A 24,477-nucleotide genomic window follows, 5' to 3' on the forward strand; every position below is an offset into this window, starting at 1 on the left:
CGGCCAGATCCTGGCGGCCAGCGCAGCGCGGGGCGGCGCGCAGCGCGCGGGGCGCGCGGGGCGGCACGGGCGGGGCGACCGGCCGGTATACCCTCGGACGAGGTGAAGTCAAGGATTGACACCTGAACCGGTTAAGTTAGGCTCAGCGTGGCGCTCCCGCGTCCGGCTCTCGCACCAGGGCCGGGATCGCCCCCCCCATCAAGAGACGAAGGAGTCACAATGAGGAAACGCGCCATCGCCGTCGCGGCACTGGCCGCAGCGGTCTCGCTCGTGGTCGCGGGCTGCAGCAGCTCGGGATCCGGAGGGTCGTCCAGCGGGGCGACACTCACGTACTGGGCGAGCAACCAGGGGACCAGCCTCGACAACGACAAGCAGGTCCTCACCCCCGTCCTGGACGACTTCACGAAGCAGACCGGAATCAAGGTCAAGCTGGAGGTCATCGGCTGGAACGACCTGCAGACCCGCATCCAGACGGCCGTCACCTCGGGCCAGGGCCCGGACGTGCTGAACATCGGCAACACCTGGGCCGCCTCCCTGCAGGCGACCGGAGCGTTCCTGCCGTTCGACGACGCCAACATGAAGGCGATCGGCGGCAGCGACAAGTTCGTGAAGGCCGCGCTCGACACCGGCGGCGCCGAGGGCAAGCCGGTCACGAGCGTCCCGCTGTACGGCCTGGCATACGGCCTGTACTACAACAAGAAGATGTTCACGGACGCCGGCGTGCAGCCGCCGACGACGTGGGAGGAGCTCGTCGCCGCGGCGAAGAAGCTCACCAACGGCAGCCAGTACGGCTTCGCCCTCGCAGCGGGCAGCTACACCGAGAACGTCCACTTCGCGTTCATCAACTCGGCCCAGAACGGCGGCGAGTGGTTCGACAAGAAGGGCAACCCGACGTTCGACAGCCAGGCCAACATCGACGGCATCAAGCGCTACCTCGACCTGATGCAGAGCGACAAGGTCGTCAACCCATCGAACGCGCAGTACGACAACGGCGTGCAGGCCGTCAACGACTTCGCCACCGGCAAGGTCGCGATGATCCTCAGCCAGAACAACGCGGACGCCTCGATCGTCGCCAACGGCATGAAGAACGACCAGTACGGCGTCGTCCCGTTCCCGGCTCCCGAGGGCGGCAAGGACATCGCCACCTTCATCGCCGGCATCAACCTGTCGATCTTCAAGAACACCAAGCAGAAGGATGCGGCGCTCAAGTTCGTCAAGTACATGACGAGCGAGGACGTCCAGACCACGCTGGGCAAGCCGTACGCCAGCCTGCCGGTGCTGCAGGACGCCAAGCCGGTGTTCACCGACAACGCCGAAGAGGCGGCGACGTTCCAGAAGATCTACAACGACATGTCCAAGCCGCTCCCGCTGGTGCCGGCCGAGGACCAGTTCGAGAACACCGTCGGCAAGGCGATGAACGACATGTTCGCCAAGATCGCCACCGGCAGCACGGTCTCCGACGCCGACATCAAGGCGGCTCTGAAGAACGCACAGGACCAGGTCAAGCAGTCGCTCGGCGGCTGACACCCGGAAACCAGCTCGTCGGGCGGGGCGCGGCCACCGCGTCCCGCCCGGCGGACAGTCACACCCCCAAGGAGACCCATGTCGACGACGACAGACGTCCGCGGCCCAGCGCGCACCGTGCCGGCTGCCGCAGCTGCCCCGCCCCAGCCCAAGCGCCGCCGCCCCAAGGGATGGTGGCTGCCGTTCATCCTGCTCGCACCGGCGATCGTGTTCGAGCTCCTCATCCACGTCGTCCCGATGCTCACCGGCATCTGGATCAGCTTCACGCAGCTGACGAAGTTCTACATCGCCAACTGGGGCGAGGCGCCGTTCGTCGGCCTGAAGAACTACGCCGTCGCGCTCGACTTCAACGGGTCGGTCGGCGCCGGGCTGCTCCGGTCGTTCCTCGTCACCGTCGGCTTCACCATCCTGGTCGTCGGCCTCTCCTGGGTGCTCGGGATGGCGGCAGCCGTCTCCCTGCAGGGCCGGTTCCGGGGGCGCGCGTTCTTCCGCACCCTGTTCCTCGTGCCGTACGCGCTGCCGCTGTACGCCGGCATCATCACCTGGAAGTTCATGTTCCAGAAGGACACCGGCGCGATCAACCACTTCCTCTTCGACAACCTCGGGCTGCCGGGCGACAAGCCGTTCTGGCTGATCGGCGGCAACGCCTTCTGGTCGATCGTCATCGTCGCGATCTGGCGGCTCTGGCCGTTCGCGTTCCTGATGCTGATGGCGGGTCTCCAGTCCATCCCGTCGGAGGTGTACGAGGCCTCCGCGGTGGACGGCGCCAAGCCCTTCCGGCAGTGGCGCGCGATCACGCTGCCGATGCTGCGGCCGGTCAACTCGGTCCTGCTGCTCGTCATGTTCCTGTGGACCTTCAACGACTTCAACACGCCATTCGTGCTGTTCGGGAGCACAGCCCAACCCGCGGCAGGCGACCTGATCTCGTTCCACATCTACAACGCCTCCTTCCTGACCTGGAACTTCGGCTCCGGAGCCGCGATGAGCGTCCTCCTGCTGCTGTTCCTGCTGGTCGTGACCGGCGTCTACCTGCTCGTCGTCAACCGGAGGAACCGCAATGCGTGAGACCCGCTCTTCCCACGTCTTCCGCTGGGTCACCATCGCCGTGCTCACCGTCTTCACGGTGGTGCCGCTCTATGTCATGATCACGTCGTCGGTGAAGCCGCTCTCCGAGGTGCAGTCCGCGTTCACCTGGTGGCCGCAGACGATCACGTTCCAGCCGTTCATCGACATGTGGTCGACCGTCCCGCTGGCGTCGTACTTCGTGAACTCGCTCATCGTGTCGAGCGCGGCGACCCTGATCTCGCTGGTCATCGCCGTGTTCGCCGCGTACGCCGTGTCGCGCTACCGGTTCAAGGGCCGGAACGTGTTCACCACGACCGTGCTGTCGACGCAGATGTTCCCCGGTGTGCTCTTCCTTCTCCCGCTGTTCCTGATCTTCGTGAACATCAACCAGGCGACCGGGATCCAGCTGGTCGGCACCCGGTGGGGCCTCATCATCACGTACTTCACGTTCGTGCTGCCGTTCTCGATCTGGATGCTCGCGGGATACTTCGACGGCATCCCGCGCGACCTCGACGAGGCCGCGAAGGTCGACGGCTCCGGGCCCATGGGCGCACTGTGGCACGTGGTGCTGCCGGCTGCCCGCCCCGGTCTGATCGCGGTCGCGATCTACTCGTTCATGACCAGTTGGGGTGAGGTGCTGTTCGCATCCGTGATGACGACGGACGAGAACAGGACGCTCGCGGTCGGCTTGCAGCTCTACTCGACCCAGACGAACGTCTACTGGAACCAGATCATGGCGGCGTCGCTGGTCGTGTCCATCCCGATCGTCGTCGCGTTCCTCCTGCTGCAGCGCAACTTCGTCGCCGGTCTGACCGCCGGCGCGGTGAAGTGACGCGCGACCGCATCCCCTCTTCTTTCTGAAAGGCACCATGGATCGCCCATCCCCGGTCTTGCAGGTCGACGACGCCCCCGTGGTGTGGCTCGGCGCCAACTTCTGGTCGCGCACCGGCGGCCCGCTGATGTGGACGCGCTACGACGCGGCCGTCGTGCGGGAGGAGCTGCGTGTGCTCGCCGAGCACGGCCTGAACATGACCCGCTCCTTCTTCTACTGGCCCGACTTCCATCCGACTCCGGACTCCCTCGACGAGCAGTGCATGGCGAACTTCGCCGACTTCCTCGACGCGCACACGGAGGTCGGGATGACGACGGTCCCGACGTTCCTCGTCGGGCACATGTCCGGCGAGAACTGGGATCCGGCGTGGCGCGACGGCCGCGACCTGTACAGCGACGTCTGGTTCGTCGGACGGCAGGCCTGGTACGTGCGGGAGCTGACGTCGCGGTTCGCCGCGCATCCCGCCGTCGCCGGATGGCTGCTCACCAACGAGGTGCCGATCTACGGAGGGGAGGCGCCGCGTCCCATCGTCGACGCGTGGGCCTCGCTGCTGGTGGATGCGGTGCGCGCGGGCGGCGGGACGCAGCCGGTCGCCGTCGGCGACGGTGCCTGGGGCATCGAGACGACGGGTCACGACAACGGGTTCTCGGTGCGCGACCTGGCGAAGTTCACCGACTTCATCGGCCCCCACGTGTACCGGATGGAGACCGACCAGGTGCGGCAGCACCTCAAGGCGGCGTTCATCGCGGAGCTCGCGGCGACCGACGGACTGCCCGTCATCATGGAGGAGTTCGGCCTGACGAGCGACTTCGTCTCGGACGCGGGCGCCGCCTCCTACTACCGGCAGCTGCTGTACTCGACGCTGCTGGCCGGTGCCACCGGATGGATCGCGTGGAACAACACCGACTACGACGACCTCGCCGATCAGCGGCCGTACTCGCACCATCCCTTCGAGATGCACTTCGGGATCACCGACCGTCACGGCAACCCCAAGCCGCCGCTGCGCGAGCTGGCGCGGTTCGCTGCCGACCTGGCCGCGATCGAGCTGCCGTCGGTGCGGCGGGCGCCGGTGGATGCGGCGCTCGTCGTCCCCTCGCACCTCGCCGAGGACTACCCGTTCACGCAGGAGGAGGAGCGCGCGCACATCGTGGCGACGGGGGAGCAGGCCTACGTCGCAGCGCATGAGGCGCACATCCCTGTCGCGGTGGTGCGCGAGAAGGAGGACGGCGGTCTGCCGGCCGGGTACGGCCTGTACCTGCTGCCGTCGGTCAAGCAGCTGTGCGCGACCTCGTGGGAGCAGCTGGTGTCGCTGGCAGGCGAGGGGGCGACCGTGTACGCGTCGTACTCGCACGGGTCGAGCGGCGTGCAGCGCGGGCCCTGGTGGGCGCACACGGAGGAGCTCTTCGGCGTGAGGATGGACAGCGCGTACGGGCTCGCCGAGCCGGTGACGGACGCGACCGTGACGCTGCGGTTCACCGAGGACTTCGGGTCGATCGCGGCCGGGACGGAGCTGTCGTTCGCGGCGGCGGGCAACGAGAACGGGCGGACGTACCTTCCGGTGCTCGCGACCTCGGGCCGCGTCGTCGCGGTGGATGCGCACGGCCGGCCGGCTGTCGTGGTGCGCGATCACGGCGCGGGGCGCGCGGTGCTGTGCACGTATCCGCTCGAGTTCTTCGCGTCGGCGCAGGGGCGGGTGAACCCGGAGGAGACCTGGCGGCTGTACGACGCGCTCGCCGTGGTCGCGGACGTGGAGCGGGATGTGCGGCTCGACGACCCGCGCGTGTTCACCGACGCGCTGGTGCACGAGGACGGCCGCCGCTTCGTGTTCTTCGTGTCGCAGCACGACACCGCGGTCACGGTCGAGCCGACCGTCGCCGGCGGCGAGCTGCGGACGCTCGACGGCGACGCATCCCCGTCCATCGCGCTCGACCCCTACGGCGTCGCGATCCGCCTCCTCGCCCTCGACTGACTCCTCCGGCCGTCCGTCTCTCGCAACTCTCCGCCCACCGTCGAGTCCGCAAACTTTGGACATCAGCGGGGCGTGTCGCGTGCAAAGTTTGCGGACTCGACGGCGGGGGATGGGCCGAGCGAGAGGGTCAGGAGGAGGGGGCGTGGCGGTCGAGGAACGCGTAGACCTCGGTGGCGTCCACTCCGGGGAAGGTTCCGGTCGGGAGCGCGGCGAGCAGTGACGTGGGCGTCCGTGCGGCCGGCCACGCCATTCCCTCCCAGCGCTCGGCCAGCGCGCCGGGCGGCCGTCGGCAGCAGGATTCGTCGGGGCAGCGGGAGACCGCCCGATGCGTCGTCTCGCGCCCGCGGAACCACTTGACGTGCGCGAACGGCACGCCGACGCTGACGGAGTAGTCGCCCTCCTTCGCCTTCTCGACGCGTGAGGTGCACCAGAACGTCCCGCTGGGCGTGTCCGTGTACTGGTAGTACGGGCTGAACCGGTCGGCGACGTCGAACACCGTGCGCGCGGTCCAGCTGCGGCACACGGGCGTCCCCTCGACAGCGCCGAGCGCATCCGACGGGAAGGCCACGGCGTCGTTCTCGTACGCCTTGATGATGGTGCCCGACTCGTGCACCTTCATGAAGTGCACCGGGATGCCGAGACGCGCGGTGGCGAGGTTGGTGAACCGGTGCGCCGCCGTCTCATACGACACGGCGAACGCGTCGCGGAGGTCCTCCATCGAGATGCGCCGGAAGTTCTTCGCCTCGGTCAGGAAGGCCACCGCATCCTTCTCGGGCAGCAGCAGCGCCGCGGTCAGATAGTTGGTCTCGATCCGCTGCCGCAGAAAATCGGCGTAGTTTCGCGGCTCATCGTGGTCGAGCACGTGCGACGCGAAGGCCTGCAGGATGGGCGAGCGCGAGTCGCGGGACGCCGACTGCTCGGTGGGCAGGTAGATGCGCCCGTTGCGCCGGTCGGTGACCGAACGGGTGGAGTGCGGCAGGTCGCCGACGTAGTGCAGCTCGTACCCGAGGTGGTCGGCCATGTCGGTCACGGTCTGGTGCGAGACGGGGCCGCCGGTGTGGCCGACGGCAGCCAGCAGGTCGGCCGCGATGGCCTCGAGCTCGGGGAAATGGTTGTCGCGCGCCCGCATCGTCGCCCGCAGTTCCGCGTTCGCGCGGCGGGCCTCCTCCGGCGTCGCCGCGCGCTCGCGGTGCAGCCGCTCCACCTCCTGGTGAAGCGCGAGAATCGCCTGCAATGTCGCGTCGGGGACAGTCCGGCTGACCCGCACCGGGTCGATGCCGAGGGACGCGAACACCGGCCCGCGTTGCGCCCGCTCGACCGCGATCTCCAGGGCCGAGCGTTCGTCCGGCGGCTCCGGCGAGAGCAGGTCGTCGACGCTCACGCCGAGGGCATCCGCGATCGCCCGGAGCAGCGCCAGCCGCGGCTCGCGGTTGCCGTTCTCGATGGTCGACACCTGTGACGGTGCCCGGTCGACGGCTGTGGCGAGCGCCTCCAGAGTCATCCCGCGCCGTTGCCGGAACGCGCGGATGCGCCGGCCCAGGGTGAGTGCGTCGGCTGCGGGCTGGTCGGCGTGCGCGTCGTCGTACACGTCGTCGATGACGGTCATGGTGGCCATGCTGACACTCCTGCGAAGTTCTGGCAAACAGAAGAACCGGCGAATTTCTGTCCGCGGATCCGGGTCCGGCGGGCTGCGGCGGGCAAAGGATCGAGTCATCCGATCCGACCGATGGAGGTCCCGACATGGAAAACCGGACGACAGAGCCCCGCCCCGGAGACACGACCCAGACCGCCGCCGAGCTGCAGCTGGAATGGGATGCGGATCCGCGCTGGTCGGGCATCCGCCGCGACTACACGGCCGACGACGTCGTCAGCCTGCGCGGCCCGGTCCGCGAGGAGCAGACCCTCGCCCGCCGCGGTGCTGACCGGCTCTGGGAGCTGATCCAGCGCGAGAGCACCGCCGACGATCCGCGCTGGGTCGCCGCCCTCGGAGCCCTCACCGGCAACCAGGCCGTTCAGCAGGTCCGGGCCGGACTCGAAGCGATCTACCTCTCGGGCTGGCAGGTCGCCGCTGACGCGAACCTCGCCGGCCAGACGTATCCCGACCAGAGCCTCTACCCGGCGAACTCCGTGCCGGCCGTCGTCCGCCGCATCAACAACGCCCTGCTGAGGGCCGGCCAGGTCGAGGGCGTCGACGGGCCGGTGAGCGACTGGATGGCGCCCATCGTCGCCGACGCCGAGGCCGGCTTCGGCGGCCCGCTCAACGCGTACGAGCTCATGCACGCGATGATCCAGGCGGGCGCCGCCGGCGTCCACTGGGAGGACCAGCTGGCCAGCGAGAAGAAGTGCGGCCATATGGGAGGCAAGGTGCTCGTCCCCACCGGCCAGCACATCCGCACCCTCAATGCCGCGCGACTGGCAGCCGACCTCGCCGGGGTGCCCACCATCGTCATCGCCCGCACCGACGCGCTCGCCGCGACGCTGCTCACCAGCGACCACGACGAGCGCGACGCCCGCTTCGTGACCGGGACGCGCACCGCCGAGGGGTTCTACGAGGTCGAGAACGGCATCGAGCCGGTCATCGCCCGGGGTCTGGCGTACGCGCCGTACGCCGACCTGCTCTGGGTGGAGTCGGCGGAGCCGGACCTGGAGCTGGCGCGCCGCTTCGCCGAGGCGGTCCACGCCGAGCACCCGGAGAAGCGGCTCGCGTACAACTGCTCGCCGTCGTTCAACTGGCGGCGGCACCTCGACGACGAGACGATCGCGCGGTTCCAGCGGGAGCTCGCCGCGATGGGATACGCGTTCCAGTTCATCACGCTGGCCGGCTTCCACGCCCTCAGCCACTCCATGTTCACGCTCGCCCGGGACTACGGACGGCGCCACATGAGCGCCTACGTCGACCTGCAGGAGGCGGAATTCGCCTCGGAGAGCGACGGCTACACCGCCACCCGCCACCAGCGGGAGGTCGGCACCGGCTACTTCGACCGGGTCGCGACCGCGCTCAACCCCGACAGCGCGACGCTCGCCCTCACCGGCTCCACCGAGGAGCACCAGTTCTGACCCTGTGCCCCCGCCATCCGTTCCTGAGTTTTTCGCCCGACACGCCGTCGCAGAGCGGAAAAACTCAGGAGCTGCGGGCAGGCGCGAGAAACCACGACGACAGAAAGAAGAAAGACATGATCGAGATCTGCGGGACGCGCGACGACGCGACCGACACCATCCTCACACCGGAGGCCATCGCCTTCGTCGACCACCTGCACCAGGCGTTCGCCGCCCGGCGGCAGGAGCTGCTGGCCCAGCGCCAGCAGCACCGAGCGGAGGCAGGCAACGGCCGTGACCCGCGCTTCCTGAGCGCCACCGCCGCCATCCGCGACGACCGCTCGTGGCGCGTGGCCGGGGCCGGCCCCGGGCTCGAGGACCGCCGCGTCGAGATCACCGGCCCGACCGACCCGAAGATGGCGATCAACGCCCTCAATTCGGGCGCCCGCGTCTGGCTCGCCGACCTGGAGGACGCCACCAGCCCCACCTGGGCGAACATCGTGGGCGGCCAGCGGACGCTGCGCGACGCGGTCCGCGGGCGCCTCGCCTTCACCAGTCCAGAGGGCAAGGAGTACCGGGTCACCACGCCGTTCGAGCACACGCCGACGATCGTGATGCGCCCGCGCGGGTGGCACCTGGTCGAGAAGCACCTCGCATTCACCGACCGGGCGGGACGCACGGCGCCGGCCAGCGCATCCCTCACCGACTTCGGCCTGTACTTCTGGCACAACGCCGAGCAGCTGGTCGCGAACGGCCGCGGACCGTACTTCTACCTGCCGAAGCTGGAGTCGCACCTCGAGGCACGGCTCTGGAACGACATCTTCGTGTTCGCCCAGCAGCGCATCGGGATGCCGGTCGGCACCATCCGCGCCACCGTGTTGATCGAGACGATCCCGGCCGCGTTCGAGATGGAGGAGATCCTCTACGAGCTGCGCGACCACTGCGCGGGCCTCAACGCCGGCCGCTGGGACTACATCTTCTCGATGATCAAGACGTTCCAGGGTCGCGGACGCCGCTTCGCGTTCGGCGACCGCGATCGCATCACGATGACGGTGCCGTTCATGCGGGCGTACACCGAGCTGCTGGTCGCGACGTGCCACCGACGCGGCGCGCACGCGATCGGCGGGATGAGCGCCTTCATCCCCAACCGGCGGGATGCGGAGGTGACAGAGCGGGCGCTGGCCCGGGTCGCGGACGACAAGCGGCGCGAGGCCGGCGACGGCTTCGACGGCACCTGGGTGGCGCATCCGGACCTCATCCCGACCGCGCTCGCCGAGTTCGACGCGGTGCTCGGAGAGCGGCCGAACCAGGTCGAACGCCAGCGGGACGACGTGGACGTCAGCGCGGACGACCTGCTCGACGTGCGCGGCGCGGACGCCACGGTGACGGATGCGGGGGTGCGGTCGAACGTCTCCGTCGCTCTCCGCTACATCGAGGCGTGGCTGCGCGGGACGGGCGCGGTCGCCATCGACGGCCTGATGGAGGATGCGGCGACGGCCGAGATCTCGCGGTCGCTGCTGCGGCAGTGGATCGACAACCGGATCGTCACGGCGGAGGGGACGGCTGTCGACCGGGAAGCCGTGACGCGCATCCTGAACGCGGAGCTCGAGCGCCTGAGCGCGGAGGCCGGCGCGGACGCACGGTTCGCGGATGCCGCGGAGCTCCTGCGCGAGGTCGCGCTGGGGGAGGAGTTCCCGACGTTCCTGACCATCCCTGCGTACGCGCGGTACCTGGTCGACACGGCCGAACCGGCCTCGCAGCAGCTCCCGCTCGCGGGCTAGCCCTCCTCGATCCGTCGTCGCCCGCCGTCGAGTCCGCGAACTTTGCACGCTTCCGCCGCGTGTCGTGTGCAAAGTCTGCGGACTCGACGGTGGGCGGTCGTGCGCGGGAGGCGGATCGCGTTGGTAGGGTCGCACCATGATGGATCGGGGGATGGGTCGCGTCGCCGCGGCCGTGGTCGCAGCATGCGTCGTGGGGCTGATGTCCGGATGCGCGCTGGTCGCTCCTCCGGCTCGTTCGAGTGCAACACCACGGGCCACGGCGAACGCCTCCGAGCCCATCGCGCAGCAGATCCCGAACCTGCTCATCCCGGGCGAGACGATCGGCTCGGGCCGGCTGAGCGTCATCGACCATGAACCGATCGGTGATCCGGCGGCCGAGCATCCCGTGACCGGGGACGTTCGCATCGTCGTCCGCCCCGATCGGGGGATCGAGGTGCGCATCCGACCCGACGACCCGGCCCGCGCGAGCCTCGCCGGGATCGACCTGATGCTGACCGGGAAGCGGTACGACGGCCTGCCGGAGAACATCCAGGACGAGGACTACTTCCCCGTGACCTCCGGTGCTCAGAGCGTCGATCCGGATGGCGAACTCGTTCTCCCCGTGCTGCTCGACCAGGCGTCCCTCGGTGACCCGTCGTTCCTGCACTCGATCGAGGAGTCGCCTGACGGGGACGGGCGGGTGATGGCCGCCGCGTCGATCACCTGGACGCTCCCCTCCGCCTACCCGGGCCTGAAGCCCGTGGATCACGGCGTGGTCAGCTACGCGCACGGGCGGACGGTCGTCGAGAGCGGGACGCTGGCTTACTACATCCCCAACCCGTACGACACGCTCTACCAGGTGTCGCGCCGCTTCGGCCTGACCGAGGCCCAGCTGGTGTGGCTCAATCCCGAGCTCCTCATGGACTCGCCGAATCCTGAACTGAAGAGCGGGATCGGCGTCAACCTCGACCCCGCCCGCCGCTGACCGGCGCCCGCGCTGACCGTCGCCCTGCGCTGGATCACCGCCCGCCGTCGAGTCCGCGAACTTTGCACGCTTCCGCCGCGTGTCGTGTGCAAAGTTCGCGGACTCGACGGTGGGCGGTCAGGGGTGGCGCTCTAGGTACTGGCGGAGCACGTTGGCGTGGTTGAGTTCGGGGTCCCGAGCGCCGACGAGCAGGGTCACGGTGGGGTGGGTCCGGCCCAGGCCGCGGAGCACATCCGCGGCAGGGTTCGTGTCCAGTTCGCTCTCGTACCGGCGACGGAACTCGTCGAACACCTCGTCTTCGCCGGACGGGTCCTGATGGAACCAGCGTCGCAGCTCGGTCGATGGCGCGACGCCCTTGAGCCATTCGTCGATGTCGGCACGGTCCTTGCTGACGCCGCGCGGCCACAGCCGGTCGACGAGCACGCGGTAGCCGTCGTCGGGTGCGGGCGCGTCGTAGATGCGTTTCACCGTGAACACGGGAGGCCTCCTTCGGTCGGCGGTCGGTCCGTTCGTCCCTTCCGAGTGTGCCTCGTGCAGTCAGCCCGAGGCCAGCAGTGCGTCGGTCTCTGCGGCGGTCGGCGCGGTCGCCGGTCCGCGCCGCGTCACGGCGATCGCCGCGGCCGCGTTCGCCCGCCGCGCGGCGTCGATCGGTGCGGCGCCGCGGGCCAGGGCCGCGGCGAGCACCCCGCCGAACGCGTCGCCCGCTCCCGTCGTGTCCACCGCGTCGACCGGGAAGGCCGGCAGGTGCGCAGGAGCCGGCTCGTCGGTGGCGACCCAGCATCCGGAGGACCCGTCGCGCACGACCGCGACCCCACCCTCGCGCAGGCTGCCGCGCAGCGACCCGGCAGCGGGCGCGGGATGGGCGTGGGCGCGGAGGATGCGCGCCTCGCGCGCGTTGGCGCTCAGCACGTCGGTGCGGCGCAGCACCGTCTCCAGGAGCTCCGGGTCGAGCGAGCCGACGAGCGGAGACGGGTCGAAGACGACGCGCGTCTCCGGACCGATGGCGCCCAGCCACCCCGCGACGGCCGGGCCGGATCCGGGATGCGCGAGGCTGTAGCCGGAGACGTAGACGACATCAGCCGCGCGGGGGTGGACCGCATCCAGGTCGGCTCGGCTCAGCATCCCCTCGGCGCCGGGTGCGGTGACGAACGTGCGCTCGGCCGCGCTGTCGAGGAGGACGACGCTGTAGCCGTTGTCGACGCCGTCGAGCGGCGGGTTCGCGACCGAGATGCCTTCGCTCCAGAGCGCCTCGGCGACGACCTCGCCGAACGGGCCGGTGCCGGAGCGGCCGGCGAACACGACGTCCGCGCCGTCGCGGGCTGCTGCGGCCATGACGTTGAAGCCGCCGCCGGCGGACATGCCCGCCGAGGAGGCGAGGACGTCGCCGCCGCGCTCGGGCAGCGCATCCACTGTGAGGAGAAGGTCGACCACGACCGTCCCGGTGAAGATGAGTCGTCCGTCAGCCATGTCGTCTCCTCAGCTCCAGCAGTCCGTCGACAAGGGGTTCCAGGTCGAGGGCGTTGACGCGGCGGACCGTCTCGAGTGCGGTGCGTGGCCAGGCGGCCGCTCCGGTGGCGCCGAGCACGGCTCCCGTCATGGCCGCGATCGTGTCGGTGTCGCCGCCGAGAGCGGCGGCGCGGCAGAGCGTGTCCCAGGCGGCGTCCGGGTCGGGATGCGCGGGCTCGGACCCGGCGACGGTCACCGCGACGAGCGCGAGCGCGGCCACCACGGACTCCTGTGCGGCGACCGAGGTGCCGATGACCTCGGAGAGGGCGTCGTCCTGCTCCCGCGGCGCCAGACCGAGGAGGTAGGGGATGGCCCACTCGAGCCGGGCGGCGATGTCGCCGCCCGCGACCCAATGACCGCGCCGTGCTCCTTCGCGGGCTGCCGCGACCGCCACATCCAGCGCCTCCGGGGTGTCCGCTCCGTCGACGCCGGCGCTCACAGCGGCTCCGACGGCGGCGGCGCTCGCGATACCGATGCCCGTGTTGTGGGTGAGCGCGCTCACGGACACCACGGCGTCGACGAACCCGCTGAGCGGTTCGACCGGCACGGCGATCCCGACCGGGGTGATCCGCATCGCCGCGCCGTTCGTGGCCCCGAACCGGCCGGCCTCTTCGGGCGGCATGCCGTCCTGCAGCCGCTGGAGGGCCGCGCGGGTGCTCGGACCGAGCAGGTCGAGGGAGCCGCGGGACTCCATGGTCCGCTCCCAGGCGAGCAGTTCGGCGGCGAAGACGCTCGGGCGGACGGTTCCACGCCCGTCGATGAGGAGGCGCGCGAGCAGAACGGCCTGCTCGGTGTCGTCGGTGATCGAGCCGGCGGGCATCCCGGCGGCGATCTGCTGGTGCGGGCCGGCCGCGACGAGACCGCGGAGGGTGCCGTGGTCGGCGAAGATGCGTTCGCGCGACATCGACTGGGTGGGCATGCCGAGGGCGTCGCCGAGCGCCAGGCCCTGGAGCGCGCTCAGGGCCCGGGCGCGGGTGGTGTCCCTCACAGCGGCGCCAGGAGCGCCCCGCGCAGTCGCTCGCTCAGGTCGGGCGGGACCTCGACGGCGACGCCGAGGGCCTGGATGGCGCGGCTGAAGTAGTTGCGCACTGCGGCGGCCAACGTGATGTCGACGATCTCGCGGTCCGTGAAGCCGAGGTCGCGCAGCCGGCCGGCGTCGTCGGGGGTCATCGCGGAGGAGTCCGTGCTGAGCCGCTCGGCGTACTCCATCATGGCGACGTCCGCCTCGCTCAGTCCGGCGTCGTGGTAGTCGCGGGCGATGCGCTCGAGCTCGGCTTCATCCATGATCGTCAGGGTCTTGCGACCGTGAGCGAGACGGCAGTGCTGCGAGCGGAGCGCCTGGGCGGCCGCGAGCGTGACCAGCTCGTACCGGCGCTTGCCGAGGGTCGGCACGATCGTGCGGACGAGATCCTCGAACGCGCGGAACGCCTCGGGGTTCGTGCTCAGGACACGCGTGTACTCGGGGACGTATCCGAGGTCGTCGATGTCTTCGGCATACAGTTCGGCGACGGCTCCGGTCGCTTCGGACGGTTCCGGGCTCTCGATGATGGACACGGTGGTCTCCTCCCATGCGGACCGCCTCATTCTCACGCGCTCGCCCGCCGAGCACCACTGCCCTGCGCATCCACCCCGTCGAGTCCGCACACATTGCACACGCCGCGCGGGGCGAGCGTGCAAAGATTGCGGACTCGACGGTGGGGATCGGGTCAGTGGGCGAAGGCGACGTCCTCGGACGGAGAGTCGGCGGGCTTCCGGAGGAAGAAGGAGCCTGCGACCGCGAACAGGGAGATGATCGCGCCCGCGACGAACGCCGCCCGGATGCCTCCCGCCTGCGCGGCGTCCACTCCCGCGCCGCCCGCGGCCAGGGCTGTGCCCTGCAGCGTCAGGACTGCGATGAGCAGGGCCGTGCCCGCCGCTCCGCCGACCTGCTGGATCGTGCCCAGGATGGCACTGCCGTGCGAGTACAGGTGCGGCGGCACTGCACCGAGACCGGCCGTGAACAGCGGCGTGAACATCATCGCGAGGCCGAGGCTCATGGTGACGTGCGCGGCGATGACGAGTCCGACCGGCGTGTGCTCCGTCACCATCGTGAGCGACCACAGCACGAGGCTGACGAGGATCGAGCCGGGAACGACGAGCACGCGCGGGTCGAAGCGGTCGTACAGGCGGCCGACGAACGGCGCCGCGAGCCCCATGATCAGTCCGCCAGGCAACAGGATGAGCCCGGTCGCCAGCGTGTCGAGGTGCAGCACGTGCTGCAGGTACAGCGGCAGAACGATGATCACGCCGAACATCGACGCGGTCGTGATGGCCATCAGCACGATCGAGATGGTGAAGATGGGGAACTTGAACGTCCGCAGGTCGAGCAGGGCTCGATCCTTGCGCTGCAGGAGCAGTTGGCGCGTGATGAACGCCGCCAGACCGAGCACTCCGACGATCAGCGACCCCCACAGCATGACCGGGCTCGCGGACGACCCGCCGGACTCGCCGGAGAGCGTGAGCCCGTAGACCAGTCCTCCGAACCCCAATGCCGAGAGGATGACCGACAGCACGTCGATCTTCACCTTCTGGGTCTCCGTCACGTTCTCGACGAACTTCATGCCGATCAGCAGCATCACGAGCGCGATCGGCAGCACGATCAGGAAGATCCAGCGCCAGGGCAGGAAGTTCAGGATGAGGCCCGAGATCGTCGGCCCGATGGCCGGCGCGACCGAGATGACGATCGACACGTTGCCCATCGTGCGCCCGCGCATCGCCGGCGGCACCAGGGTCATCAGGGTCGTCATCAGCAGCGGGATCATGATCGCGGTGCCCGATGCCTGGATCACACGCGCCGCGACCAGCACCAGGAACCCGGGAGCCAGGGCCGCCGACAGGGTGCCGAGCGAGAACAGCGACATCGCCGCGATGAACATCTGCCGCGTCGTGTACCGCTGCAGCAGGATGCCCGTGATCGGGATCACCACGGCCATCGTCAGCATGAACGCCGTCGAGAGCCACTGCGCAGCGAGGGCGTCGACGTGGAGGTCGTCCATCAGCTTCGGGATGGCGACGGTCATGATCGTCTCGTTGAGGATCACGACGAACGTGGCCGCGAGCAGCAGCCAGATCACGCGCTGGTCGCGCGGGGCGATACGCGGCGCGGCGGCGGGCGCGGCCGGCTGCCCGATGGCGCCGGCATCGACCGAAGGCACTGGTGAGGTCTTCTCAGTCACCGGTACAACTTATCGGGGACCACCGACGCTGGGAGTGTCCGTGACCTGAACTGTGGATGAGTTCGCTCACCGCAGAACTGGGGAATAAAACGCCCGCTCAGCGCCCCAGGCCGGCCCGGTCCACCCGGCGGTGGTACCGCATCCCCGCGACGCCTCCCAGGATGGCGCCGGCGAGGCTCACCACCGCGACCACCACGGCCGTGATGATGCCGGTGAGCGTCACGGATCCTTCGCCCAGCGGGATGCGCGGGAAGCTGTTCAGGCTGCCGAGGATGTTGTACTGGCTGCCGAAGATGAGGGTCAGCACGGCGACGACCACGGCGATGATCACCGCCCACAGCCACACCGCGATGCCCTGCTTGACGCCGTCGAAGCGCGCCATCCGCCCGGCCACATACCCGCCGCAGAAGTAGGCGACGAGCAGGATGACGACGAGCGCGATCGCGCCGACGAGCCCGACCGTCGACGCGTTGGCGTTGGCCTGGTCGATCGCGCGGTCGGCGCTCCCCGCGGTGCCGAGGCCGACGGCCGCGCCGGCCGCTGCGACCAACGCGGTCAGCAGCACCGCGGTTCCCGTTGCGGTGAGCCAGCCGAAGAAGGCCGAGCCGAACTTCATCCCGCCGAACTCGCTGCGTTCGCGGGCGACCACGTCCTCACGGAGGGTGTGCGTCCCGTCCCCGTACGTCCCGTCCGGGTGGATTCCGTCGACGGGAGCCGTCGGCGGCGCAGCGGTGGCAGGTGCCTCAGCGGCCACCCGGTCTTCGGGCGGCAAGGGTCGATCGGTCATGTCGTGCCTCTTCCGGTTTCGCCCGCACGCGGCGGGTGGTCGTCGGTCGATGGACACGGTAGGCCGGCACAGAAGCACTCCACAGACGCTTGATTTCCGCCCCGACCGGGAGGATTATCGCCCGCCCCCGCGTACAGGCCTACCCGCCGAGCCCCGCCACGGCCCGCACCGCTTCGCCCACGGCGGGAGCCACCGCGGCGAGCTGCTCGGCCGTCACCTCCGGCCCCCACGAGAACCGCACCGCGGTGCGGGCGACGTCCTCCGGGTACCCGAGCGCGAGGAGCACGTGCGACGCGTCCTCGCTGCCGGCGGCGCACGCCGAGCCGCTGGACGACACGACACCGCGCCGTTCCAGCTCCAGCAGCACCGCCTCCCCGTTGATCCCGGGGAACACGAACGACGCCGTCCCGGGGAGCCGCGACGTGGGATGCCCGGTCAGGGATGCGCCTGGCGTCTCAGCGAGCACGGCGGCGACGAACGCGTCCCGTGCTGCGGCAACGGCCGTCGCCCGCTCCTCGAGCCCGGCGATGCTGAGCCGCGCAGCCGTCGCCAGGGCCACCGCGCCGGCGACGTTCTCCGTCCCCGAGCGGCGGCCGCGCTCCTGACCTCCGCCATGGATGACCGGCTCCAGCGGGATGCGCCCTCTCACGTGCAGCGCACCGACGCCCTTCGGCGCTCCGAGCTTGTGGCCGGAGACGCTCAGCGCGTCCACTCCCAACGTCCGCACGTCGAGCGCCAGCCAACCGGCCGCCTGTACCGCATCCGTATGAAAGGGGACGCCGTGCTCGTGCGCGATCGCGGCAAGCTCGGCGATGGGCTGCACCGTGCCGACCTCGTTATTGCCGAGCATCACGCTCGCCAGAGTCGTGTCGGGCCGTACGGCGGCGGCGAACGCTTCGGCCGTGACCAGGCCGTCCAGTCCGACCGGCACGAAGGTCACCTCGAAGCCGTGCAGCCGCACCAGGTAGTCCACCGACTCGAGCACCGCCTCGTGCTCGATCGGCGTCGTCACGATGTGGCGTCCGCGCGGGTTCGCCAGCGCAATGCCTTTCACGGCCAGGTTGTCGGCTTCCGTCCCGCCCGAGGTGAACGTCACCTCCGACGCGCGGCAGCCCAGCCAGTCCGCGACCGCCGAGCGGGCGTCGGCGAGCCCGCGGGCGGCCGACTCGCCGACGGCGTGATGGCTCGACGGGTTGCCGAAGTCGCCCGTCAGGTACGGCCACATCGCCTCCAGCACCTCCCGGCGGACCGGGGAGGTGGCGGCCGCATCGAGGTAGATCACTCCACCACCACGTCCAGTCCGAGGTCGAGCGACCGGACGCTGTGGGTGAGCGCGCCGGACGAGATCACGTCGACGCCGGTCTCCGCGATCGCGCGGACGGTCGCGAGGCTGACGTTGCCGCTGGCCTCGACGATGGCCCGGCCGCCGACAAGGGCGACGCCTTCGCGCAGTTCGTCGAGGGTGAAGTTGTCGAGCATGATCGTGTCCACCCCGGCCGCGAGCACCGGCTCGATCTGGTCGATGCGGTCGACCTCGACCTCCAGGTGCGTGGTGTGCGACAGCTGTTCGCGCACCCGCAGCAGCGCATCCGTCACCGACAGGCCGGTCTGCGCGGTGAGGACGGCGAGGTGGTTGTCCTTCGCCATCACCGCGTCCGAGAGGGAGTAGCGGTGGTTGTGGCCGCCGCCGGCGCGGACGGCGTGCCGCTCGAACGCGCGCAGGCCCGGGGTGGTCTTCCGCGTGTCCACGATGCGGGCGGAGGTGCCGGCGACCTCGGCGACGAACGCGGCCGTGAGCGTGGCGATACCGCTCATGCGCTGGACGAAGTTGAGGGCGACGCGCTCGGCCTGGAGCACCGAGCGGGCCGGTCCCTCGACCGTCGCGAGCGCATCCCCGGCCGCGAACGTCGCGCCGTCGGCGACGTGCACGGTCACGGCGATCGCCGGATCGGTCAGCGTCATCGCGGCCGCGAACACCTCGCCGCCCGCGAAGGTGCCCGGCTCGCGGGCCACCAGGCGCGCGGTCGCGCGAGCCGTCTCCGGGATGAGCAGCTGACTGGTCACGTCGCCCCAGGGGGCGTCCTCGACGAGGGCGGCCTGGACGGCGGTGTGGATGAGCTGGCGGGTCAGCATGCTGCGGGAACCTCGAGACGGGTCGGCTGGGGGAGCAGGACGGTGTGGGCGGGCTCGCCGGAGCCGGCGAGCGGGAAGTCGGAGCGGAAGTGCGCCCCGCGCGACTCTTCGCGGGCGAGCGCTGCGGCGACGACGAGACGGGCGAGGGTGAGGAGGTTCGCATCCTCTCCGGACCTCGCCCCGGCCTCGGCGTCGGGCATCGCGGTGGCGGCGAGCTCGTCGGCGGCCGCGGCGAGGCGTGCCCCGTCGCGGTGCACGCCGGCGGCCTCCCACATCAGCGCGCGCAACCGGTCGCGGTCGAAGGTGCGGAGAACGGGATGCGGCGAGCCGGCCGCGACAGATCGTGCGGCGTCCGCCTCCACCCGCACCGCGCGTTGCGTCCACGCGGGAGGCTCGGCCCACGGAGCGTCGATCGCCCCGGCCGCCAGGTGGGCGAACACCAGACCTTCGAGCAGGGAGTTGGAGGCGAGCCGGTTGCCGCCGTGCGCTCCGGTGCAGGCGACCTCGCCGACGGCGAACAGGCCGGGGACGCTGGTGCGCCCCTCGGTGTCCGTCGCGACGCCGCCCATCGCGTAGTGCGCGGCCGGGGTGACAGGAAGTGGACGCCGGCCCCAGTCGTACCCGGCGGCGCGCGAGGCGGCGTCGATCGTCGGGAACCGCCGGGCGAGGAACTCCGCGCCGAGCGCCGTCGCGTCCAGCAGCACGGGGCGACCGCCCTGCGCGGCCATCTCGACCGCGATGCCGCGGGCGACGACGTCGCGGGGGGCGAGCTCGGCGTCGGGATGGGCGTCGAGCATGAAGCGCTCGCCTGCGGCGTTCCGCAGGACCGCGCCTTCGCCCCTCACGGCCTCGGACACGAGGAACGCGCCGGCGCCCGCGTCGTCCGCCGCGCCATCGCCCGCGTACAGCGCGGTCGGATGGAACTGCGTGAACTCCAGATCGGCGAGCATCGCCCCGGCGCGCCAGGCCGCCGCCACTCCGTCGCCCGTCGCGACCGACGGGTTGGTGGTGTGCGCGTACAGCTGGCCCCAGCCTCCCGTGGCCAGCACCACCGCGTCGGCGTCGATGGTGAGTGCCTCGCCGTCGACCCACAGCGACACCCCGGCGGCCCGGCCGTCGTCGACGATGACGTCGCGGAGGAACGCGCCCCCGACGACCGGGATGCGCGCCGCCGTCACCGCGGCGACCAGCGCCCGCTCCAGCTCGGCGCCGGTCGCATCCCCTCCGGCGTGCAGCACGCGGGCGGAGGAGTGGGCGGCCTCGAGGCCGCGGGCGAGCGTGTCGCCGTCGCGGTCGAATGCCGCGCCGCGGGCGATCAGCTCGCGGACGCGGTCGGGGCCGTCGGAGCAGAGCGCCTCCACCGCTTCGCGGACGTTGAGCCCGGCCCCCGCGCGGAGGGTGTCGGCGACGTGCGCCTCCACCGAGTCGTCGGGGAAGAGCGCCGCCGCGATGCCGCCCTGGGCGTACGGCGTGCTTCCGGAGGCGACGGACGACGACTTGGTCACGACCGTGACGTCATGGCCGAGCGTGTGCGCTCGCAGCGCCGCGGTCAGCCCCGCGATGCCGCTCCCGACCACGACCACACGGCTCATGTCAGGCCGCCATCGTGGTGTCGGGCCGCGCCGCCAGCATCCGCTCGAGCGCCACCCGCGCGGGCTCCGCGACGGACGCCGGAACGGTCACCTGGTTGAGCACCTCGCCGCGGACGAGCCCCTCCAGCACCCAGGCGAGATACCCGGGGTGGATGCGGTACATCGTCGAGCAGGGGCACACCACCGCGTCGAGGCAGAAGATCGTGTGCTGCGGGAACTGCGCCGCCAGCCGCTGCACCAGGTTGATCTCGGTGCCGATCGCGAAGGTGGACCCTGCGGGCGCCGCCTGGATCGCCTTGACGATGTAGTCGGTGGAGCCGTACTCGTCGGCCGCATCCACCACATCCATCGGGCACTCGGGGTGCACGATCACGCGGACGCCGGGGAACTCGGCGCGCGCGTGCTCGATCTGGCCGACCGTGAAGCGCTTGTGCACCGAGCAGAAGCCGTGCCACAGGATGACCTGGGCGTCCTGCAGCGTCTCGGCGTCCGTCCCGCCCCACGCCTTACGCGGGTTCCACAGCGGCATCCGCTCGACCGGGATGCCCATGGCCTTCGCCGTGTTGCGGCCCAGGTGCTGGTCGGGGAAGAACAGCACGCGCTGCCCCCGCTCGAACGCCCACTCCAGCACGGTCGCCGCGTTCGACGAGGTGCAGACGATGCCGCCGTGCTCGCCGCAGAAGGCCTTCAGCGCGGCGGACGAGTTCATGTAGGTGACCGGGATGACGGGGACGCGGCCGTCGGCGTCCGGCTCGGTGCCGTACAGCTCCTCCAGCTGCTCCCAGCACTCCTCGACCGAGTCGAGGTCGGCCATGTCGGCCATCGAGCAGCCGGCGGCGAGGTTGGGGAGGATGACCTTCTGCTCGGGACGCGAGACGATGTCCGCCGTCTCGGCCATGAAGTGGACGCCGCAGAACACGATCGCCTCCGCCTCCGGCCGGGCCTTGGCCGCGTTGGCGAGCTGGAAGGAGTCGCCCACGAAGTCGGCGTACTGGACGACCTCGTCGCGCTGATAGAAGTGGCCCATCACCGCGACGCGGTCGCCGAGGGTCTCCTTGGCGGCGCGGATGCGGTCGCCGAGCTCCTGGGCCGTGGCGGTGCGGTACTCCTCGGGCAGCTCGCCCTGCCGAGGCGCGTTCGCGGGGATGGGATCGCCGAGCGAAGCGCCGGGCCCGTAGGAGGGCGTCGCGCTGTCGAACGTCCACGGCGCCTCCACCAGGTCGGGGGTGCAGGTGTCGCCGTCGAGCTGCCCCGACGCGATGAGCCGGATGGTGGTGTCGACCGAAGCGATGGTCATGCGTTTCTTCCTTCGAACGGGTGCTGCTGGCGGGGGAGCGGCCCCGCGTCGGCGAGGTCGATCTGGTCGTTGTACCGGTACAGCCGCGGCGGACGGTGCGGCGTGCCGGTGAGGTACTCGTCGGTGGCGACGACGGCCCCGGAGGACTCGATCGTGCGGCGGAAGTTGGCCGGGTCGAGGGCGCGGCCGAGCACGGCCTCGTGCACCCCGCGCAGCTGGGCCAGCGTGAAGCGCTCGCCGAGGAACGCGTGTGCGATGCGGGAGTACTCCATCTTCGTGCGGAGGCGCCAGAGGGCGTACTCGACGATCACGTTGTGGTCGAAGGCGAGCTCGGGCAGGTCGTCCGCGGGGAACCAGCGAACGTTCTCGCCGACGCTGGCGCGCTCGGCCTCCTCGCTGCGGACGAGCGCCCAGTAGACGACGGAGACGACGCGCTCGGCGCCGGGGGAGCGGTCGGCGTCGCCGAAGGCGTACAGCTGCTCCAGGTAGCTGGGCGTCAGGCCGGTGGTGTCGTTGAGCGTGCGGGCAGCGGCGTAGGGGAGGTCCTCGCCGACCCGCAGCGGTCCGCCCGGCAGGGCCCAGCGTCCCTCGAACGGTTCGCGGATTCGGCGCACGAGCGGCAGCCACACCTGCGGGACGCCGCCGGTCTCGTCGTCGGTGCGCAGGGCGAAGATGACCGTCGACACGGCGAGGATCGCACTCGCGCGTTCGTGCCGTGCCGTCATGGCCGCTCCCGTCACCTAAAGGTCAACTTGACTCTAACGTGCTGATCATCTTAGTGTCATCTCGACCAGAACACCAAACGCCGCCCTACTCCGCCTCCTCCTCGCGCAGATTTGCGCCAAATCTCGGGAATGACGGGCGCATTACCGAGATTTGGCGCAAATCTTCGCGTGCGCACGGGACGGCGGGAGCGGATATGCTGGCCGGACAACCGAATACCGGGCCAACGAGGTCGATGCGGGAGAGTCGCGCGAGCGCGACACCGAAGGAGCAATCCTCCCCGACAATCTCTCAGGTACGCGTACCGCATCGGACTGGCCACTCTGAAAAGCAGGATGGCGCCCGCCGTCCTCGCCCACGGTGAAAGCCGCGCATCCCCTCGGGGAGGCGAGGTGAAACTCTCAGGCCGGATGACAGAGGGGGAGTTCTTCCCGGGAGCGGCGACGCCCCCGCAGCCCCCGGCCGACGGCCGGCGATCGGAGAACTCATGACCTCGCAGAGCACGCCAGACGGTACGAACGCCGAGCGCACCTCCCCGCTCCACGACGCCCATACGGCGGCCGGCGCCTCCTTCACCGACTTCGCCGGCTGGCAGATGCCGGTCCGGTACTCCTCCGATCTCGCCGAGCACCACGCCGTGCGCACCGCAGCCGGCCTGTTCGACCTGTCGCACATGGGCGAGATCGTGCTCCTCGGCCCGGAGGCCGGCGAAGCGCTCGACTATGCGCTCGCCGGCAAGCTCTCCGCCCTCAACGTCGACCAGGCGAAGTACAGCCTCCTGCTCTCCCGCTCCGGCGGCATCGTCGACGACCTCGTCGTGTACCGCACCGGCGACGACCGCTACATGGTGGTCGCGAACGCGTCGAACCGGGATGCGGTGGCCGCCGAGCTGCGCGACCGCACCGCGCCGTTCGACGTCGAGGTCTTCGACGAGTCCGACGACATCGCCCTGATCGCCGTGCAGGGTCCGGCCGCCCTCTCCATCCTGCTCGCGACGCCGGGCCTGTCGGCCGACGCCGGGGCTCTCGGCGGCTCCGACTTCGGGGAGCGCCTCTCGGCCCTCAAGTACTACTGGTCGCTCCCGGCCGAGTTCGAGACGCATCCCGTGCTCATCGCCCGCACCGGCTACACCGGCGAGGACGGCTTCGAGCTCTACCTCGCGCCCGACAACGCGCGCGCCCTGTGGGATGCCCTGCTCGAGGCGGGAGCCGAGCAGGGCCTCGTCCCCGCCGGCCTCGCCAGCCGCGATACCCTGCGCCTCGAGGCCGGGATGCCGCTGTACGGTCACGAGCTCGGCCTCGACACCATGCCGGCGCAGGCGGGACTCGGCCGGGTCGTCAACCTCGCGAAGGACACCGACTTCGTCGGTCGTGCCGCCAGCGAGGAGGGGCCGGACCCGGAGGCCCGTGTGCTCGTCGGCCTCGCCGGGGAGGGCAAGCGCGCCGCCCGCGCCGGCTACCCGGTCTTCGCGCACGACGACACGACCGGCGAGGACGCCGAGGTCGGCGTCGTCACCTCCGGCGCGCTCTCCCCGACGCTGGGGATGCCCATCGCGATGGCCTACGTCGCCCCCCGCTTCGCCCGCGAGAACACCGTGCTCCACGTGGATGTGCGAGGCACCCGCCTCCCGTTCACCGTCACCGCCCTCCCCTTCTACAGCAGAAAGAAGCGCTAGCCATGGCCGCAGAACGAGACCTGAAGTACACGCCCGAGCACGAGTGGCTCCTGGTCGATGGCGACGTCGCGACCGTCGGCATCACGGCCTACGCCGCCGAGAAGCTCGGCGACGTCGTGTTCGTGGAGCTGCCCGAGGAGGGCAGCGACGTCACCGCCGGCCGCGTGGTCGGCGAGATCGAGTCGACCAAGTCGGTCGGCGAGCTGTTCGCCCCGGTGAACGGCACCGTCGCCGAGGCCAACAGCGCCGTGGTCGACGCCCCCGAACTCGTCAACTCCGACCCGTTCGGCGAGGGCTGGCTGGTGAAGGTCCGCTTCACCGAGCTGCCCGACAACCTCCTGAGCTACGACGAGTACGCCGCCCTGACCGGCGAGTAAG

Annotated in this window: 21 protein-coding genes and 2 riboswitches; of the genes, 9 read left to right on the top strand and 12 right to left on the bottom strand. The window is 70.7% G+C overall.

Going from position 1 to position 24,477, the window contains the following annotated elements; translation table 11 throughout:
* The first annotated feature begins 219 nt into the window (after positions 1 to 219).
* The 4 genes from AXZ95_RS17375 to AXZ95_RS17390 all read left to right on the top strand — a co-directional run bounded on the left by AXZ95_RS17375 (position 220) and on the right by AXZ95_RS17390 (position 5,390).
* A complete protein-coding gene (locus tag AXZ95_RS17375; protein WP_018191518.1) occupies positions 220 to 1,524 on the top strand; it encodes a sugar ABC transporter substrate-binding protein in 1,305 nt (434 codons plus the stop codon).
* A gap of 78 nt (positions 1,525 to 1,602) precedes the next feature.
* The gene (locus AXZ95_RS17380) at positions 1,603 to 2,589 is read left to right on the top strand and encodes a sugar ABC transporter permease (RefSeq protein WP_018191517.1); all 987 of its coding nucleotides are present in this window, start codon (positions 1,603 to 1,605) and stop codon (positions 2,587 to 2,589) included.
* The gene (locus tag AXZ95_RS17385; protein WP_018191516.1) at positions 2,582 to 3,421 is read left to right on the top strand and encodes a carbohydrate ABC transporter permease; all 840 of its coding nucleotides are present in this window, start codon (positions 2,582 to 2,584) and stop codon (positions 3,419 to 3,421) included. The genes AXZ95_RS17380 and AXZ95_RS17385 overlap by 8 nt, the downstream gene beginning before the upstream one ends.
* A 37-nt stretch (positions 3,422 to 3,458) precedes the next feature.
* Complete coding sequence (locus tag AXZ95_RS17390) at positions 3,459 to 5,390, top strand: cellulase family glycosylhydrolase (protein ID WP_018191515.1); 1,932 nt, start codon at positions 3,459 to 3,461, stop codon at positions 5,388 to 5,390.
* 127 nt (positions 5,391 to 5,517) lie between these two features.
* Here AXZ95_RS17390 and AXZ95_RS17395 read toward each other — a convergent pair whose 3' ends face one another.
* Entirely contained in the window at positions 5,518 to 7,005 is a 1,488-nt protein-coding gene (locus AXZ95_RS17395; RefSeq protein ID WP_018191514.1) for a helix-turn-helix transcriptional regulator, read from the bottom strand.
* Positions 7,006 to 7,130: 125 nt separating this feature from the next.
* Between AXZ95_RS17395 and aceA the strand changes: the two genes are divergently transcribed.
* The 3 genes from aceA to AXZ95_RS17410 all read left to right on the top strand — a co-directional run bounded on the left by aceA (position 7,131) and on the right by AXZ95_RS17410 (position 11,171).
* Positions 7,131 to 8,447 (top strand): isocitrate lyase, encoded by a 1,317-nt coding sequence (gene aceA, locus AXZ95_RS17400; RefSeq protein ID WP_018191513.1) that lies wholly within the window; start codon positions 7,131 to 7,133, stop codon positions 8,445 to 8,447.
* A 116-nt stretch (positions 8,448 to 8,563) separates the two neighbouring features.
* Positions 8,564 to 10,207: a malate synthase A gene (aceB, locus tag AXZ95_RS17405; protein ID WP_018191512.1), complete on the top strand. Its 1,644-nt coding sequence runs from the start codon at positions 8,564 to 8,566 to the stop codon at positions 10,205 to 10,207.
* Positions 10,208 to 10,343: 136 nt separating this feature from the next.
* Positions 10,344 to 11,171: a LysM domain-containing protein gene (locus AXZ95_RS17410; RefSeq protein WP_231374448.1), complete on the top strand. Its 828-nt coding sequence runs from the start codon at positions 10,344 to 10,346 to the stop codon at positions 11,169 to 11,171.
* A gap of 117 nt (positions 11,172 to 11,288) precedes the next feature.
* Here the strand turns inward: AXZ95_RS17410 and AXZ95_RS17415 are convergent, their stop codons facing one another.
* The 11 genes from AXZ95_RS17415 to AXZ95_RS17465 form a co-directional block, all read right to left on the bottom strand.
* On the bottom strand, positions 11,289 to 11,648 hold the full coding sequence (locus tag AXZ95_RS17415) for a DUF488 family protein (protein WP_018191510.1): 360 nt from the start codon (positions 11,646 to 11,648) through the stop codon (positions 11,289 to 11,291).
* 60 nt (positions 11,649 to 11,708) lie between these two features.
* Entirely contained in the window at positions 11,709 to 12,638 is a 930-nt protein-coding gene (locus AXZ95_RS17420) for a PfkB family carbohydrate kinase (RefSeq protein WP_018191509.1), read from the bottom strand.
* Positions 12,631 to 13,665 carry an ADP-ribosylglycohydrolase family protein gene (locus AXZ95_RS17425; protein WP_018191508.1) on the bottom strand — a complete coding sequence of 345 codons (1,035 nt, stop codon included), beginning with the start codon at positions 13,663 to 13,665 and terminating at the stop codon, positions 12,631 to 12,633. The genes AXZ95_RS17420 and AXZ95_RS17425 overlap by 8 nt, the downstream gene beginning before the upstream one ends.
* Positions 13,662 to 14,231 (bottom strand): peroxidase-related enzyme, encoded by a 570-nt coding sequence (locus AXZ95_RS17430; RefSeq protein ID WP_018191507.1) that lies wholly within the window; start codon positions 14,229 to 14,231, stop codon positions 13,662 to 13,664. Before AXZ95_RS17430 ends, AXZ95_RS17425 begins: the two co-directional genes overlap by 4 nt.
* A gap of 152 nt (positions 14,232 to 14,383) precedes the next feature.
* Positions 14,384 to 15,871, bottom strand: a complete 1,488-nt coding sequence (locus AXZ95_RS17435; RefSeq protein WP_018191506.1) for an MDR family MFS transporter — start codon at positions 15,869 to 15,871, stop codon at positions 14,384 to 14,386.
* A 118-nt stretch (positions 15,872 to 15,989) separates the two neighbouring features.
* Positions 15,990 to 16,679 carry a hypothetical protein gene (locus tag AXZ95_RS17440; protein WP_051087305.1) on the bottom strand — a complete coding sequence of 230 codons (690 nt, stop codon included), beginning with the start codon at positions 16,677 to 16,679 and terminating at the stop codon, positions 15,990 to 15,992.
* A 139-nt stretch (positions 16,680 to 16,818) separates the two neighbouring features.
* Positions 16,819 to 17,961: a cysteine desulfurase family protein gene (locus AXZ95_RS17445; protein WP_018191504.1), complete on the bottom strand. Its 1,143-nt coding sequence runs from the start codon at positions 17,959 to 17,961 to the stop codon at positions 16,819 to 16,821.
* Positions 17,958 to 18,812: a carboxylating nicotinate-nucleotide diphosphorylase gene (gene nadC / locus AXZ95_RS17450; protein ID WP_018191503.1), complete on the bottom strand. Its 855-nt coding sequence runs from the start codon at positions 18,810 to 18,812 to the stop codon at positions 17,958 to 17,960. Before nadC ends, AXZ95_RS17445 begins: the two co-directional genes overlap by 4 nt.
* The gene (nadB, locus tag AXZ95_RS17455; RefSeq protein ID WP_018191502.1) at positions 18,806 to 20,404 is read right to left on the bottom strand and encodes an L-aspartate oxidase; all 1,599 of its coding nucleotides are present in this window, start codon (positions 20,402 to 20,404) and stop codon (positions 18,806 to 18,808) included. The genes nadC and nadB overlap by 7 nt, the downstream gene beginning before the upstream one ends.
* Before the next feature lies 1 nt (position 20,405).
* On the bottom strand, positions 20,406 to 21,701 hold the full coding sequence (gene nadA / locus AXZ95_RS17460; RefSeq protein ID WP_018191501.1) for a quinolinate synthase NadA: 1,296 nt from the start codon (positions 21,699 to 21,701) through the stop codon (positions 20,406 to 20,408).
* On the bottom strand, positions 21,698 to 22,426 hold the full coding sequence (locus AXZ95_RS17465) for an NUDIX domain-containing protein (protein WP_018191500.1): 729 nt from the start codon (positions 22,424 to 22,426) through the stop codon (positions 21,698 to 21,700). The genes nadA and AXZ95_RS17465 overlap by 4 nt, the downstream gene beginning before the upstream one ends.
* Before the next feature lie 226 nt (positions 22,427 to 22,652).
* Positions 22,653 to 22,741, top strand: a riboswitch (glycine riboswitch).
* Positions 22,742 to 22,851: riboswitch (glycine riboswitch) on the top strand.
* A 60-nt stretch (positions 22,852 to 22,911) separates the two neighbouring features.
* On the opposite strand from AXZ95_RS17465, the gene gcvT reads away from it, so the two are divergent.
* Positions 22,912 to 24,099 carry a glycine cleavage system aminomethyltransferase GcvT gene (gene gcvT, locus AXZ95_RS17470; RefSeq protein ID WP_018191499.1) on the top strand — a complete coding sequence of 396 codons (1,188 nt, stop codon included), beginning with the start codon at positions 22,912 to 22,914 and terminating at the stop codon, positions 24,097 to 24,099.
* A gap of 2 nt (positions 24,100 to 24,101) precedes the next feature.
* On the top strand, positions 24,102 to 24,476 hold the full coding sequence (gcvH, locus tag AXZ95_RS17475) for a glycine cleavage system protein GcvH (protein WP_018191498.1): 375 nt from the start codon (positions 24,102 to 24,104) through the stop codon (positions 24,474 to 24,476).
* Position 24,477 lies beyond the last annotated feature (1 nt).

Source organism: Leifsonia sp. 115AMFTsu3.1 (assembly GCF_004362795.1).
Taxonomy (GTDB): Bacteria; Actinomycetota; Actinomycetes; order Actinomycetales; family Microbacteriaceae; genus Leifsonia.

What these genes read in the sequence shown, in the direction of transcription:
- gcvH (WP_018191498.1), top strand. Translation starts at nt 24,102, where the DNA reads ATGGCCGCAGAACGAGACCTGAAGTACACGCCCGAGCACGAGTGGCTC.
- nadB (WP_018191502.1), bottom strand. Translation starts at nt 20,404, where the DNA reads ATGAGCCGTGTGGTCGTGGTCGGGAGCGGCATCGCGGGGCTGACCGCG.
- aceA (WP_018191513.1), top strand. Translation starts at nt 7,131, where the DNA reads ATGGAAAACCGGACGACAGAGCCCCGCCCCGGAGACACGACCCAGACC.
- nadA (WP_018191501.1), bottom strand. Translation starts at nt 21,701, where the DNA reads ATGACCATCGCTTCGGTCGACACCACCATCCGGCTCATCGCGTCGGGG.
- AXZ95_RS17410 (WP_231374448.1), top strand. Translation starts at nt 10,344, where the DNA reads ATGATGGATCGGGGGATGGGTCGCGTCGCCGCGGCCGTGGTCGCAGCA.
- AXZ95_RS17395 (WP_018191514.1), bottom strand. Translation starts at nt 7,005, where the DNA reads ATGGCCACCATGACCGTCATCGACGACGTGTACGACGACGCGCACGCC.
- AXZ95_RS17465 (WP_018191500.1), bottom strand. Translation starts at nt 22,426, where the DNA reads ATGACGGCACGGCACGAACGCGCGAGTGCGATCCTCGCCGTGTCGACG.
- nadC (WP_018191503.1), bottom strand. Translation starts at nt 18,812, where the DNA reads ATGCTGACCCGCCAGCTCATCCACACCGCCGTCCAGGCCGCCCTCGTC.
- AXZ95_RS17375 (WP_018191518.1), top strand. Translation starts at nt 220, where the DNA reads ATGAGGAAACGCGCCATCGCCGTCGCGGCACTGGCCGCAGCGGTCTCG.
- AXZ95_RS17380 (WP_018191517.1), top strand. Translation starts at nt 1,603, where the DNA reads ATGTCGACGACGACAGACGTCCGCGGCCCAGCGCGCACCGTGCCGGCT.
- AXZ95_RS17420 (WP_018191509.1), bottom strand. Translation starts at nt 12,638, where the DNA reads ATGGCTGACGGACGACTCATCTTCACCGGGACGGTCGTGGTCGACCTT.
- aceB (WP_018191512.1), top strand. Translation starts at nt 8,564, where the DNA reads ATGATCGAGATCTGCGGGACGCGCGACGACGCGACCGACACCATCCTC.
- AXZ95_RS17440 (WP_051087305.1), bottom strand. Translation starts at nt 16,679, where the DNA reads ATGACCGATCGACCCTTGCCGCCCGAAGACCGGGTGGCCGCTGAGGCA.
- gcvT (WP_018191499.1), top strand. Translation starts at nt 22,912, where the DNA reads ATGACCTCGCAGAGCACGCCAGACGGTACGAACGCCGAGCGCACCTCC.
- AXZ95_RS17385 (WP_018191516.1), top strand. Translation starts at nt 2,582, where the DNA reads ATGCGTGAGACCCGCTCTTCCCACGTCTTCCGCTGGGTCACCATCGCC.
- AXZ95_RS17390 (WP_018191515.1), top strand. Translation starts at nt 3,459, where the DNA reads ATGGATCGCCCATCCCCGGTCTTGCAGGTCGACGACGCCCCCGTGGTG.